Below are 14513 nucleotides of genomic sequence, written 5' to 3' on the forward strand. Positions count from 1 at the left end.
GTATGACGACTTTTACCGAATCCGGCAGTATCGCGGCGGCAGTTGCGCTGCTCTCACGAGCGCTACACATTGCCTGGGGAAATGGTAATCCGGATTGGGAAACCACCCGGACAATTGCGGCGGCCCAGTTCAACAATGACACCATTACGCTGCCCTACCGGCAAATCAGCCAACTGGTGATGACATCTGAGGACGGTAAAACAGTTTACCAGCCGAATGTTGACTATAAAGTTCCCGACAGCATCGGCGGCTTTCTGTATGACACCGATAACGGCTGGTACATAAAGCTCATCGATGCCGCCAGCACCGATAGCCTGACCCTGGTGCGCAATCCCACCGGGACCATCCCTGCCGGCGCCTCCGTGGCGGGCAGCTACTTCGTACCCATCCCGCCGGAACCGTACAACTCCACGTCGCTGATCAAGGAGGTTGGACGGCGCACCGTGGATACAGCCGCGTTTATTGTCCCTGATAGCAACGGCGCCATCCTGATGCCCGACGGCAGTTTTTCTGTGTCGAGCAAACCGACCAACATGCTGTTTGTTAGCGCGCGCTTTCAATTCGGCGACGCGGTCGGTGAGTTCATCGGGGAAACAGGCGTGTTTGCTGATACGCAGATCGTTTCCGGTTTGCCGGCTGACCAGCGCTATTTTTTGCCGGCACAGATACAGAATTCGGGGCTGCTGCTCTCGATCGATTATCGCCCTCGGCAAAAGCGCTACGGAACGCAGGGCGAAACGATTTCGCACCGGTTGATTCTGTGAGGCGGCGATGAGCGAAGTAGTCACACCTAATTTACGGCTGCCATTGCCGCACGAGACACTCAACAAGGACCGGCCGCGCATTGCTCAGTCTTTGCTGATGATCGATGTGGCGGTGACGGCAGCGAATAACGCTACAGCCGGGTTGCAAGCGCAGGTTGACCAAATGCGGTTGCGAGATTTGTATCAATTGTACATTTAGCAGGTAACAAAAATGGCAGACAGTTCAGCAGCGCTACAGGCTGTAATTGACAGCGTTTCCGCTCAGGCGGCTTCAGCCTCGGCAGGCGACTTGGCGTATCTCGCAAAAGCCCTGGAGGCGATCGGACCAGCCAGTCAAACCGCATTCATCGCCCAACTGGGAGGAACGCAGGTTAACCTGATCAACTCCGCGAGCAATTCCGCTCAGACGGCTATTTCGAGCGCGGAGCAGGCCGCCACGCAGGCGATTTCGAGCGCGGAGCAGGCCGCCACGCAGGCGATTTCGTCGGATCAAACAGTCGCCGTTGGAGCTGTTACTACTGCGGGCGCTAATGCCATACAAGCCATTTCGACGGCACAGACCACTGCGACAACGGCGGTCAACACCGCCGGGGCGTCGCAAATCGCACAGATCGGCTCGCTCGGTAAATTCAGTGTTGGTATTGAGCCGGCGTCCGGCGGTACGGCTCTCGTCATTCCGACAATTTACACGGAAAATGATCGGAACGGCTTTGGCTGGCCGTTTGGCGCGCAATGGTCAAGCACCGGCCCCTGGACAACGCTATTCGGTTACGGCACCAATGGTGCGCCCGATGCCGTGCAGTGGATGAACATTGCTCTTGGTACCGGGTACGCCAACTATTCCGTCCCCAGTCACGGAGCGTCAGCCTTCAACCGGTACACGACCGGAGCCCGGCGCGAAATCGAGTACGCTTATGGTGACGAGGTGTGCGCGACGCGGGAAATCATCCAATTCAGCGGCGGCAATTATGCGCCGGCCGGTATCCGGCTGCTGCCGATCCGGAACACAGCAAACACATCGAAAACCATCACTATCGGCGTGCATTATTCGACGATGTGGAGCTCGGGATATGAGGGAGCTGGTTTGTATCTGCTGTCTCCTCCCGCGAATACGACATATGGAAATGTTACGAGCGTTAGCGTGTCCGTGCCATGGAGTATTACATCGAATGCCGCTCAATCATATACCACGGTATCGGCCACTCTGCCCGCAAATGCCACCAGTATTTTGATGCTGGTTACCTCCGCTTATACGACAAGCAATGTCGCATGGTCAGCGAATGGTCAAAGTGCCTACGTCGCGAAACAATGTAACGGCTTTTACAACCTGAACAATGTGTTTTCCGACACTGCCCTGCAGCCGGATATGCGCATGGCATCGGTATTAGCCGCCGACCGAGGGCATGCATCCATGGCCTACAACAGCAATACACTACACCTCATCTGGCAGCGCACCGCAACCCTCGAAGGAGATCGATAAACAATGAAATTGTATGCAATTTTCGATAAAAACGGACGGCACGTTGACTCAGTTGAACTCCAGGATAACGAAGCGCCACCGGCAGGCGCGACCGAAATCAGCGAGACGCTGTACGGCCATGCGCTGCGGCTGGATAACGGCGTGCCGATCCTGGTGACAATCAAAAATTATGCGTTGTTCGATGCAACCGGACGACATACCGGCACGGTACAGCTGGCCGATACTGAAGCTGCGCCGGTAGGCGGGATTGAGATCGCTGCAAATTTACTTGGTACGCCGTTGATCCTGGTTAATGCCGTGCCAACGCCGCGCCCGGCGGCCGATATTGAGGCAGATCAGGCAGCGCTGATGCTCACTGCCTCGCGTAATGCGGCGCTGCAGCATATCGACGCCGAGTGTGCGCGCGCAGTTGGCGCGTTGAAGTCCGGCTACCCGTCGGATGAGATTCTGTCATGGGATCAGCAGCTGCGTGAAGCGCTTGCGTTTTCGGCGGATAAAACGGCGGCCACGCCGATGTTGAGCGCCCTGGCTACCGCGCGCGGCAGCACAGTCGATGCGGTGGCACAGCGGGTCAGTAACAAAGCTGCTGCTTATGCGGCTGCTAGCGGCACCGTCATTGGAAATCATCAACGGCTGCGCGCCGAAATCATGGCAGCGATAGACATGCCGGCGCTGGCGGCGATTGACTTAACAACCGGCTGGCCGGCTTAAGGAGAAGCAGCAATGATCGTTTTTACAATTACCGCTGCCGGCATAGCGACAGAAAACGCGGCCATGGAAACGGGAACCATGCCGGTGTACGGCAATATCGTCATCGGCGATGGAACCCCTGCTGATGTGCCGTTCAATGCCAATGATCTCACGCATCAGGTGTTGTCGGTTCCGGTATTGGTCGTCGAGCGCCTGTCCGCAGGAGCTGTGCGTCTACACGCGAATATTCCTCCGGATGTCGAGCTGCGCATAAGAGAAATCGGCCTGCGTCTGTCGGACGGAACGTTATACGCCTATGCGCCGTATGACGAAGCCGCCGGAGGCTTCTACAAGCCAAGCGGATTTGATTTCTCCTTCGACGTAGTGCTGGCGCGCGAGCAGCTTGCCAATCTGACGTTCACCTACACGCCGGTTGACGTTCAGTCGATCGCGGACAGCATCACCAATACCGCGAGAAACGCCATCGACGCATACATGCAAACTTACATCATCGATCTGACGGCGATGTGTAGCCGCATGAGCCGCAATCTGATCGAGCTGCAGCAGCGATCCACAAACGTAAAACTGGGTTAACACAAGGAATACACAAATGACCACCATTGATGAATTGATAGCCCGCATAGACCGGGATCATAGTGATATCTACAGCCTCGTATCGGGACTCCCGCAATTCCTCGCCGGTGATCCCGGCGATATTCCGGTCACTCTGAACGGAGTTCAAGGCTCGATACCGAATCTAAAGAAGCTGACGGCTGCTATCAATATGGCTATTGTGTCGTCGCAGCTGGCTGCTCTTAACGATCAGATGAACAAGCAGTCCGTCACATTAAAGGGGGTAATTTCAGACGTATCCAAATTGACAGGACACGGCTCTCCATTCTGGAACGCCTATAATCTCAACGACCCGTCTATCGGCGATACAAGCGACCCGACATTCCGGGCAAATATTGAAAACGGGCTTCGATTCCCGTTCGATGGGTATGTGGTTAACAATCTAGACCGAAAAGACCCCTCGGTATTTACCAAGATCGGCAATCAAATGTTGCCGAACTATACGGAAAAGCTGATTCCTGGCTACCCGCTGACGTCGGGCGCCGACACCCCTAGCGCGATCGCAACGGGTTATCTCAACATAGCGGCGTACCCGGCATTTTCGCAAACCACCTACTACAGCGAAAACTATTGGGGGTGGTACGGGTGGTACTATGGTTATTATTACTACTGGTGGAATTACTATTATAGCTACAGTCGCGTTTATGCAGTTACCACCACGATCGCGATTAACGGTAGTGCAACGGCGCAGAGTTTCCAGGTTAGCTCGGATCAGATATTGACCGGCGTAAATTTCTGGGCCTATGCCGCAAGCAGCAATCAAAGCTCGAACCCCTATGTGCTGTTGTGCGAATGCACACAGGGTATTCCTGACCCAAACAAAGTGATTGGCCGAGCCGACCCAGTAAAGGACGCGAACTATACCGGGGGCGCATTGACCACTGCGGCCGCGCTAACGCCGACAAACAACATCCGGTTCAATTTCGGTCAGGCTACTTATTTGCACGCGGGTAAATCCTACGCATTCATCGTTGTATCGAACGGCACATATAACCTCTGGTACAACAGCAACTCGTACAACAAAGGTGGGGCATTCTACACACAGGACGGTGCTCAGTTCTCCGTTGACCTGCAAAAAGACCTCATGTTTGAGCTGGTGGTTGCACAGTTCAGCGCCGGACAGCAGATTGTCGAACTCGCGCCGGTATCGTTGTCGGGCGGCATCGCATCGATCAAAACCGAGTTGCAGGCCGTTATCCCTGCGGGTACTCAATTACAGCTACAGGTGTCCATCAATGGCAACTGGCAACCGCTGACCGTGCTGAACAACCTGGACTCCCTCCCGCCCTATACTCCGATTCGAGCCGTCTATACTTGCACCACGGATTTGGCGCCGATCGTGGACGTAGTGAAGTCCAGCGTCACGGCGTTCCGCCCCGCTACGGCGCTGAACTTTTTTGTTAAGCCGATACCGATCAAAAGCGGCTCAACATCGCTGAACCTCACATTTAATATGGTGGGATTCGATAAAACCATGCACACGCTTGATATCAAGATCAAGTTGGATAACGGGACTATTCTCTCGCCCGATGTGGTGCGCCAGTACACGGACAGCGTGGCTCAAGGCATGTTCGACACATTTTTCACTATCCCAGCCGGCGCCATCAGCTATCAATTGATAGCGAAAGCGACAACGCAGGTAGCAACACGGGTGTTCGACGTTACATCGATAGTCGAGTCGTAATTCAGCCTCGTAATCAAATCAGAAACAGCAGGTAAACGAAATGGCAGAATCAACAGAACAGGTATTGGCGCAGGACATCATGCTAGGCGGCCGCATCATCCTCGCCGGCGAAACCGTGCAGATCGATCAGGCAACGCTTGATGCAGGCATTGCGGCGCTGGCGAAGTATAAAAAGCGTGGCGTCATACAGCGCGGTGCCGGGGACATTGAGTCGCAACACGGCAGCACGAACGATGCCGCGCTGATGGCGCTGACGCTGGTGAGCCGGTTGATTGTCGGGTTGCAGGGGGCTCAGTCGCTCGCGGACGTACGGGCCGCGACTGACGCGATAGCGGCGGATGCGACGGCGATATCCGACGTCCTCGTTAATGTTAAGCAGCCGTGGCAGGCAAAGGGCGCAGCAGAGGCATCGAAGAAGATTGCGAACAGGGCGGCAGCGGTATCGGCGCAGCTATAGCTGCGGCGTCTAACGCTGTGTCGTCTTTCGGGGGTTGGAAATAGGTTGTTGGTGGCCGGACATTACCCGGCTACGTCCGGCAATCTACGATTTTATGGATTTATCACCAACAAGAAAGAGCGAACCACGTTGCACGCCCGCGCTCTTTCTTGTTGATGCTCCCGTGCTATATTTTAGCAAGTAACACGAAAATCATCTGCCGGAGATTTGCCGGTTTTAACTATGGCGTAGTTTGGCTTTATTTGGTTTGAGAACGAAAAGCCGATCTTTATGTTATTGATTAATATACGTCATTATAGAAAATACCGCCTTCGGGAGGCAGGGGCCGGAGGTTCGAATCCTCTCACCCCGACCAATAATACAACAAGTTACATTTTGATCAAATTACCTTGCGTTTTTTTGCGTGTTTCACTAAATTATCCCGCCTTTCTCAGTAGCACCATTTCTGCGGAGTTTCCATCATCATCCGCCAATTTATCGAGGCAGGAAAACAGCCTTTCAATCGCCGCCTTACTATAATGCTGCGTCACTGTCCCATATCGATGACCCAGCAGCTCAGCAATATCCTCTTGCGATACATCAACGCTCCGTAACCGCCGGGCAAATGTGTGTCTCAGGTCATGGATTCTAACATCCGGCAAGCCAGCGCGCTTTCTCCCGCTCTTCCATGCCGTATTCGTCAGCCTGGTTATGCGATTTCCATCGCAAGTAAACACCCATTCTGCTGATCTCCCCCTCTGCGAGTTTACCGCAGATGCCGCAACGGAGCTCAGTGGCACAAGTTTATCGTGACCGTTTTTCGTAACCGATCCAGGTTGTAATGTTCAACAAAAACCGGACACCTGTTCAGGCAGCGTTTCTATAAAACTCCCGCTCGAATTCGAGCGGGGACCGATAGCCCAATGTTGAGTGTGCCGGCGGCCATTATAAAAAGCCAAATAATCGATCACACTCAGTTTTGCCGCTGCTTGGGTCTTGGCGCCTGATGCGACAAGCCGATTTACGCTGTAAAACCCGGCGCCGCTTCAAGGCGACCACGAATTCGCGGCATAACCTGCCGGTTGCAGCCAACCTTCTGGATCGCCAGTTTAGCGTCCAGCGGCCCAACCAAGCTTACGTGGGTGATATTACCTATATTTCGACGCAAAAAGGCTGGTTGTACTTAGCGGTGGTAATCGACTTATACTCTCGCCAAGTCGTAGGCTGGTCTATGGCTGAACATATGCGCACTGCGTTGGTCAACGATGCCTTTTTGATGGCGGCTTGGAAGCGTAAGCCGGAAAAAGGCCTGATCTGGCATACCGACCGCGGCAGTCAATACGCATCGGAAAGTCATCGGATGTTATTGAAGCAATACGGTGTTCGGCAAAGTATGAGCCGTAAGGGGAATTGCAGGGACAATGCTGTTGCGGAAAGTTTTTTTCATACACTCAAAACAGAGCTGATTTATCAGGAAAACTACAAAACTCGGGAGCAAGCCAAGCAAAGCATATTTGAATATATTGAAGTCTTTTATAACCGGGAGCGGCTTCATTCGGCCAACGAGTATATGTCGCCAGTGGACTACGAATTGCAGTTTAAAACTGCTTAACTTTGTGTCCGGAAAAGTGTTGACACATCAATTTCAGGTTTTGCAAAAAATGGCGACACAATCGATAAAAAATACTGCGGTTTGAGTTTTGATTTCACGCCGCAGCTTTTGTCTACAGAGTCAATAGCGCGCGCCGTCAGGTAGTTTCCGGAATTCATCCCAGACTTTTTGTCCCTCAGCTTGAAGAATTTGTTGCGGCTTCAGCTTGCGTTTGGAGTAAAGTTTAGCCATGTCCTGACTTTCAGCCAGATCGTCGAACAGGTCGTCGTAGTCGGTCCACGCGGCTGCAAAAAAAACTTTACTGATACGCGCCCAATACGCCGTAGCATAACACATCGGACACAATTCGCAGCTGGAGTACAGCACCGCGCCTGAAAGATCGTGAGAGTCAATTTTACGGCAAGCCTGTCTTATGGCATTGACTTCGGCATGCGCGGAAGGGTCCTTATCCTTAAGGACACTATTGCCCGTGGCGGCGAGAATCTGGCCGTCCTTAACGATAACCGCGCCGAACGGACCCCCTGTTTTGTCGGTTACGCCGGCTTGCCGCATCAAACGGATCGCTTGGCGCATATATTCGCGGTCTTGATCTGTAACGTTATCAGTAACCTTATCCAGAAATTTGCCGGCGTGATCCGGCGTTTTGGCGATCACCTCGTTTCCTGCCAGGTAAATACCTGCAGTTGCCGCTGTTCCCATTGCAAGAAAATTACGGCGCGTTACCACGCGAATATTATCAACATTCATACCTGCCAATGAATCCGTCCGTTCTGATGTGCCGCTGTCTTCCGACTTCATATCGTTATACTCCCAAGTGAATAGTGAGCGCCGTTTCATGGCGTTTTTTTGCGATTCCAAAGCAACGCAAAATAGTAGTTGACCTGACTTCCCGTTTGGATTCTCCCTTAAATACATTCATATGGTCAAGCTAATGCGTTCTGATTTGTAACTTGCCAACGGGTTTTACACTCGATCAGAACAGCGCCGTCAGTTGAAAAATCATCGATGTGGCTGACGGGTAAGCACCGTTTGCCGGTGTTTTAACGCCCGGATTGGGTACATAGGAAAAAGTAGGCTGAAAGAAAATATCGCCGATCAGATGAGCCTGATAGTATACCTGTGTAATAATTTCGTTGCTCTGCGATTCCGGGGGATTATTAAGCCAGGAAACCGCAATGCCAACGCCTATCGAATCTTTCGGACGATTTTCAATCAAATTGAACCCGGTCAAACCTGCTCCAACGAATTGATTGGCCATCATCGTCTTCGAGTTGTTAAAGCCATATTGCAGGTACCCGATGACAGCTCCGCTGCGATTCCCCAGGTTTAGCGTTCGGAGTCTGTGGTTAGCAAACGCATAAAATCCTTGCGCTCCGCTTTCCTGTATATTTCCGTGAACCAGGGTACCGCTCTGCCCCCAACCGCCAACCGCGATTTTCCCCGGAGACTCCCCCGCCCAAGAATATCCGGCTTCGCCGATGGTAAAGTAATAGCTGTTGAATGAAGGAAAGGCATACGTACCTGTTTGCCGTCCGTTAGCCAGACTACCGTCGTAAATGCCATACGAAATATAGTATGAAGGGTCGGGTATGGCGGTCACTGTGAGCCCCCAAGCCGAGTTGTAGTACCCAGGAATTACGCCAAGGATGGATGCGTTTGCAAAGATCGGGCTGAACAGAAGACCGGTAATCTGAGGAATATAGGGGGTTTCATTTTCGACCTGCAAGGCCTGAATCACATTATTGAAATCGACGGTTGGAAGACTTTTCCCTACACGGAGGATGAGATGCTTATCCATCAGGGTTTGACGCCACCATAATTCGTAAAGTTCGCTCCGGTTCAGAGGCGGTGCCTGAGTCAGAGCGTTGTAGCCGGTTAGAACGCCTGCCGCGCCATTACTGTTTTGGCCGTCAAACTGCAGAAATGATGCGCCCATGGCCGCTCCCGGGACGCCCTGCAAAATATCAAGGTCCAGTTGCAAATCGGCGATAAACAAGCTGTTGAAGGTAACGCCTCCTGGCTTTGTGCCACCCGACATCAAAATATCCGCATTGCCTATCCACACCCCTCCCAAACGTACGCCCGAATCCTTTCCAAAACCCAGCATCCGCCCCAGTTTTCCCGTACCGGAAAATACATTGACAGCTCCCGGGTTGGATGAAATTCCGGCCTGTTCCTGATGATAAGCAAATTCGAAACCCTTGTTAAGCACACGGGGTTTAGCTGGTCCGCTTTTGGACTTTTCGCCGGCCTTCGCTACGGGCTCGCCTTGCTGGAGAGGTTGTTTTGTTTCAGCCGTTGCATCAGAAAGGCCGGACAAAACTGGCGTGGCTGTAATTAATATTACCACCAAAATTCTTGCCGGCAAGGTTGATAGCTCTAATTCACACAGCAATGCAAAAAAGCTTGAATTCTTAAGCTCCCGTGGCACCGCATTACGCAGCGCTACGCTTAATAGCCCATTATGCGAGTTATCGCCCACAATCTTAAAAGTGCTTCTGAAAGGACGGCTTTTTCACTCTTCCCCCTCGGGGCTCTGAACTTTACCCACGGATTTGGCGGTCACGGCGTTGTTGATGAGAATATGCCATCACCATACCACTTTCCTGAATTCGAGGTCTATTTTCGGAATAGCCTTATAATTCATATGGATGCGGCGCTTTTTGCTTCACCCAAAATAAAGGTGAATTTCTTATAAAATCATACTGTTGACTCTAACCACCACGGATTCAGGACTTTGTAAACCAAATTATTAGAAGTACAGCATTTTTTTGGCATCCACGCCTAACGAGTAAGGTTAGATTGTGATCGCGAAGCGAGCCACAATCTGAACCGTTTGTTGGACGAGCCCGGTTGATACGAGGTTCCTATGGAAATAGCTTTTGGGGCAGTTCGGTTTTCGAGGGCGCTCGGTCATCATTCGCGCCCTTTCTATCCTTTTCATCATTGCCGTTGCAGCAACGCTTTTATTGAACCGAGCTTTCCCTGTGGAATTCTCCCGGTTTAGACCATTTTCAGGCCAGCCGCGTCCTTCAGCGCCTGAAGTCAGAGCCGGTAACGGGACGCGCGGGTGGGTGGGTGCGATTACATGTTCATCTCCGCTGTTGCTGCCCGCTATCCTGCTCCCTCCGCCATTGTGAAGCGGTCGTATCCCGGTTTGATGCCGGTGCGCACGATCTTCATTTCCCCGCCACAACAAGGGCAGCATAGCGTCGGGCGTTTTTTCGGCTCCACCCATACCGGATCGGGTATCCGATTCAAGAGCAATTGCAGCAGTTTGATCTGCCGTTTGCTGTTGGGATGTAAAAAGCCGAAGTTGCGGGCGCGGCGGAAGCCTTTGGGTAGAACGTGTTGCAGTATCATGCGTAAGAACGCGACACCGCTGACCGTTCTGCGCTCTATCTTTTTGGTTTTGCTGTTTTGATAGCGGTACGTCACCTGGTCGTTTTCGCAGCGGAGGATGTTCTTTTCCGGTATCACGCCACGGTACAGATAACGCCCCAGATAAACCAATGCCTTTTCGCCCGTGCCGACGTTTTTGCAATCAACCACCCATTTTTCCGGATAACGCCTGGGTAAGCCCAGCCCGGCTTGTCGGATGCCATCCAGCATTTTGGCGCGAAATACTTTGGCGAGGGCTTTGTGGTCGAACAGGTACTTCGCTTTTTTGGTGCGCCATAACCGCCGTTTGCTGTCAATCGCTGCGGCGGGTACGACCAGATGCGTGTGCGGGTGGTAATCCAGTGCGCGTGAGTGGGTATGCAATACGGCGACAGCCCCGGGGGTGCCTTGCAGCGCTTTGTCGTTTTGGCTGAAGCTATGTATCGTGTCCCAGGCACATTGCAGGATCAGTGGGTATATGGCCTGCTGGTTGTTCAAGGCAAGCGGGCGCAGTTCTGCCGGCAGGGTGAATGTGATCAGAAAATAGTCGCCCGGCACTAATTTTTCGACCTGTCGTTCGATCCAGCGCTGCGATTCGTGCGCCTGACAATGCGGGCAACTGCGGTGTCCGCAGGAGTGCGGCACCCGGATTTGATGTGCGCAGTCGCTGCATTCAGCCTGCATTTTTGGGCTCATGGCGCTGCGGCAGCTCCTGATCGCGGAAAGTGCGTTGCGTTGGCCTGCCAGGAGTTGGCCGGTGTATTGTTGCAAAAACCCGGCTTCGAAAGTCTGAATGATGTCGGCCAGCCGGATCATTTGACCTTCCCCCAGCCGATTGCGATCCGATCCATCAGCGCGTCGATGCGTGCTTTGGCATTGTTCTGGGTTTGGTGGGTGAGGCGGGTGTAGCGCGTGGTGGTGAGTATGGAGTGATGGCCGAGAATCTGCTGCACTTCGAGCAGATCGACGCCCGCTTCGATCAGGTGGGTTGCGTAGCTGTGGCGCAGGCTGTGCGGCGTGAGTTTTTTTTAATCCCGCAGGCCTGCGTTACGATACGCAAGGTGTTTTGCACGCCGCCACGGTCGAGCGGCGTGACGGCGCGATGGGCCTGCTTCAGACCGCCCAGCCGGTTGGGAAATAACAGTATCGGGTTGCGATGGACTTGCCAGAAGCGGCGCAGTACCCGCAGAGTGGCGGCGGGTAGCGGCACGAAACGATCCTTGTTGCCCTTGGCATCGCGGATATGCACACGCTGGCGCGTCGCGTCGATATCGCCGACTTGCAGCCGCAGTCCTTCGCCGAGCCGTAACCCCATGCTGTAAAGGGTATAAAAAAACACGCGGTAACTGAGTACGCGCGTGGCCGCGAAGATTTGTTGGGCTTGCTCGACCGTCACAATATCAGGCAACTGCTGCGATCTGGGCGGCTTGATCAGATCGGGCGCAACCCAGGGTTGGTGCAGCACATGCTCATAGTAAAACCTGAGGCCATAAAGGTCGAGTTTGACGGTACTCCATGAGTGGGATGCCAGCAGTTCGGCGAAATAATCGGTTAACTGCTGTTCGGTCAATGCGTCAATTTGAAACGCGAAACGCTCACCCGCCCGACGCACGGCGCGAGAATAAGCTTCGATCGTTTTGGGTTGCAAGCCATTGAGTTTAAGTCGCTTGAGAAGGGTTTGATAGTTTTGTTCGAAATCTCTGGGGAAATGTGGTTTCATTACGATACGTCCTCATGAGTAAAAAACCCCGAGCCGGGGATGAGGTTGCATTTTCATCTTTTTGAGCGTGCACTGGAATGCGAACTTGCTGGGGATGGGCTGTTTCTCCGCGTAGCGGCTTCGTCCAACAGGGTGGTGAAAAACTCGATTGCCATACCGCCCGTTGTGTATTAACTGGATGGTGAGGCACAAGATCTAGTGGGTTTTTTGAGTTTTTCACTACCCTGTCAAGGGCATGCCCTGACAGCTTTATGAATCGTAACTATAGCGGATAACTACTGAGCAAATTCAGCGGATCATGTTTTTTTGATAATCGATGCAAAAACTTCAGCTTATCCTGAAACGCCATTTCCAGTTCATCTTTTGTCTCGGGAGTATTGTTTTTTATTTCGACACTATATACGCTGATTACCGCGGTTTTGATCTGGTCCATGATGTTTTTAACCCACGCAATGGCTTGCGCAGCTTCTGTGGGTGATGAATGCGTATAGTAAAATCCGGTCACTACTATATTCCAGTCGGCGTCTCGCCCACAAAAAACAGAGCCATTTTTAATTCGGCGCACCTTGCCGCCAATGTGTTGCAAGTCAATCCGGCAAAACTGGTTCGGAGCCGTGCGCAGCGCATCCAACAATACAGCGCTCATGTTTTTAATTATTGAGTTTTTAATCAAGTAACTTTTTACGATGGGAATCGCGTCATCACCAAACTCCCCGGAGTCTCGCAGAGGTACATCGAATGCGGGTATTTCCGTATAATCAACTCTATGCGCATCTTCAAGCAATGTTGATTTCACATCTCCCGTTATGCTTTTCTGCACCAGGCTTAATTCGGCGACAGCTTTTTCATCGCTGCCTTGATGAACCAGACAACCATATAGTACAGGACTCATATATTGAGCGCTGTCAGAGCCCAATACAAGCGACGCTGATATTCCTTCCTGCAATTTATCCGAATATTCCAGCCAGTTTTTTAGAGCGCCTGTATCTGCAACCAAACGAGACAATGCGACCTTGGTTCCTGGCACAACGCTTAAATACACCTCGGAAACGATGCCAAATCTTGGCGCGGCGCCACGTACCGCATTCCAGAGTTCTTTCTGGATGCAGTGGGCGTCAAGAAGAAAATTATCGCCACGAGCAGTAATAAAGTTTACCTGGGAAATATAATCGCAGGTCAGTCCTTCGCTACGTGATAAATAACCTATGCCGCCTCGCATAATTAGCCCTAAACCTGGTAACGGCGATACGCCAACAGGGATGTGATAACCGTAAGTATTTAAATGAGCCAGTATGTCGCCTGCTTTTGATCCGCCTTGTACTTTTACAAAAACACCTCCGTTAATTTTTACAACAGCTACTTTATTGTAATGAACATTAAGAGCAAGACAAAGCATATCTGTTTGCACGGATAACGAACTAAGTCCCTCGCCGCAAACAGTAAACCTCAGGGTATTTTCGGCAGCAATTTTGATAAACTGCATTATATCTTCATGTTTTTTTGGGCATACTATTGCACTGGGTTTATTATGAGCGGCTTCCGCTGAAAACAAGCTTTTCAGAAATAAGCTATAATTTTCATCTCCAGGAAAATAAACGTCCACATTCTTCAATAAAGACTTCATATTATTAGTGAAGTTGCCGGTGGATTTGTTGCTGTTATCCGATGGTTTGGTTTCGGCTATTATGCCGTCAGGCATGTAAAAAGCAGCGCTTGCCGCAACGCCTGCGGCGAGGAAGCCGCGACGGGTCGTCAGGCTAAGTTCATTTATATGAGAATTCAACAATGAATCCGGCTTTCCTTTTTTGGTATTTTTTTCTGAGCTCATACCAAAACAAGACTCCGGATGAATATGGTACAGACGTCACGATCAACAGAAGTCTCACGTTCATTAGCAGAATGGCCCCCCCCCAACCGATACGGTTTACAGGGCGGGGATGAAGTAAAATCGGCCAATCAACTTTTTGAGAAGTTATTGATAAGCAGCCCTGACGTTACCGAGGATTCCTTATTCGGTTGTATGGAGCAGGAAGAGCGGGCACCGAGGTTGCATCCCTTGCCCCGAATGCGGCTACGGTTTAACCTTCGATCCATTGGTAAAAATGCCATGCGC

The 14513-nt window shown here is 52.0% G+C and carries 13 protein-coding genes and 2 pseudogenes; 8 read left to right on the forward strand and 7 right to left on the reverse strand.

Annotated elements, in window-relative coordinates:
- The first annotated feature begins 2 nt into the window (after window positions 1-2).
- The 7 genes from F6R98_RS10770 to F6R98_RS10800 are packed head-to-tail and all read left to right on the forward strand — an operon-like array spanning window position 3 to window position 5708.
- Window positions 3-764: a hypothetical protein gene (locus F6R98_RS10770; protein WP_153249019.1), complete on the forward strand. Its 762-nt coding sequence runs from the start codon at window positions 3-5 to the stop codon at window positions 762-764.
- Window positions 765-771: 7 nt separating this feature from the next.
- Window positions 772-963 carry a hypothetical protein gene (locus tag F6R98_RS10775; protein WP_153249020.1) on the forward strand — a complete coding sequence of 64 codons (192 nt, stop codon included), beginning with the start codon at window positions 772-774 and terminating at the stop codon, window positions 961-963.
- A gap of 12 nt (window positions 964-975) precedes the next feature.
- Window positions 976-2244, forward strand: a complete 1269-nt coding sequence (locus F6R98_RS10780; protein ID WP_153249021.1) for a hypothetical protein — start codon at window positions 976-978, stop codon at window positions 2242-2244.
- A gap of 3 nt (window positions 2245-2247) precedes the next feature.
- On the forward strand, window positions 2248-2955 hold the full coding sequence (locus F6R98_RS10785; RefSeq protein WP_153249022.1) for a hypothetical protein: 708 nt from the start codon (window positions 2248-2250) through the stop codon (window positions 2953-2955).
- Window positions 2956-2967: 12 nt separating this feature from the next.
- A complete protein-coding gene (locus F6R98_RS10790; protein WP_153249023.1) occupies window positions 2968-3528 on the forward strand; it encodes a phage tail protein in 561 nt (186 codons plus the stop codon).
- A 16-nt stretch (window positions 3529-3544) separates the two neighbouring features.
- Entirely contained in the window at window positions 3545-5251 is a 1707-nt protein-coding gene (locus F6R98_RS10795; protein ID WP_153249024.1) for a hypothetical protein, read from the forward strand.
- A gap of 40 nt (window positions 5252-5291) precedes the next feature.
- Window positions 5292-5708 (forward strand): hypothetical protein, encoded by a 417-nt coding sequence (locus F6R98_RS10800; RefSeq protein WP_153249025.1) that lies wholly within the window; start codon window positions 5292-5294, stop codon window positions 5706-5708.
- A 416-nt stretch (window positions 5709-6124) separates the two neighbouring features.
- Here the strand turns inward: F6R98_RS10800 and F6R98_RS22765 are convergent.
- Window positions 6125-6499, reverse strand: a pseudogene (locus F6R98_RS22765) (tyrosine-type recombinase/integrase); the annotation flags it as partial.
- Window positions 6500-6687: 188 nt separating this feature from the next.
- On the opposite strand from F6R98_RS22765, the pseudogene F6R98_RS10810 reads away from it, so the two are divergent.
- Window positions 6688-7299, forward strand: a pseudogene (locus tag F6R98_RS10810) (IS3 family transposase); the annotation flags it as partial.
- 120 nt (window positions 7300-7419) lie between these two features.
- Here F6R98_RS10810 and F6R98_RS10815 read toward each other — a convergent pair.
- The 6 genes from F6R98_RS10815 to F6R98_RS10840 form a co-directional block, all read right to left on the reverse strand.
- Window positions 7420-8046 (reverse strand): nucleoside deaminase, encoded by a 627-nt coding sequence (locus F6R98_RS10815; protein WP_194270245.1) that lies wholly within the window; start codon window positions 8044-8046, stop codon window positions 7420-7422.
- Between the two features lie 226 nt (window positions 8047-8272).
- The gene (locus F6R98_RS10820; RefSeq protein ID WP_153249028.1) at window positions 8273-9511 is read right to left on the reverse strand and encodes a carbohydrate porin; all 1239 of its coding nucleotides are present in this window, start codon (window positions 9509-9511) and stop codon (window positions 8273-8275) included.
- A 902-nt stretch (window positions 9512-10413) separates the two neighbouring features.
- Complete coding sequence (locus tag F6R98_RS10825) at window positions 10414-11496, reverse strand: IS91 family transposase (protein WP_153249029.1); 1083 nt, start codon at window positions 11494-11496, stop codon at window positions 10414-10416.
- Window positions 11493-11687 carry a tyrosine-type recombinase/integrase gene (locus tag F6R98_RS22465; RefSeq protein WP_153249030.1) on the reverse strand — a complete coding sequence of 65 codons (195 nt, stop codon included), beginning with the start codon at window positions 11685-11687 and terminating at the stop codon, window positions 11493-11495. The genes F6R98_RS10825 and F6R98_RS22465 overlap by 4 nt, the downstream gene beginning before the upstream one ends.
- Window positions 11660-12400, reverse strand: a complete 741-nt coding sequence (locus F6R98_RS10835) for a tyrosine-type recombinase/integrase (protein ID WP_153249031.1) — start codon at window positions 12398-12400, stop codon at window positions 11660-11662. Before F6R98_RS10835 ends, F6R98_RS22465 begins: the two co-directional genes overlap by 28 nt.
- A gap of 262 nt (window positions 12401-12662) precedes the next feature.
- Window positions 12663-14228 (reverse strand): FAD-binding oxidoreductase, encoded by a 1566-nt coding sequence (locus F6R98_RS10840; RefSeq protein WP_153249032.1) that lies wholly within the window; start codon window positions 14226-14228, stop codon window positions 12663-12665.
- Window positions 14229-14513 lie beyond the last annotated feature (285 nt).

The sequence above is a fragment of the Candidatus Methylospira mobilis genome, assembly GCF_009498235.1.
Lineage (GTDB): Bacteria > Pseudomonadota > Gammaproteobacteria > Methylococcales > Methylococcaceae > Methylospira > Methylospira mobilis.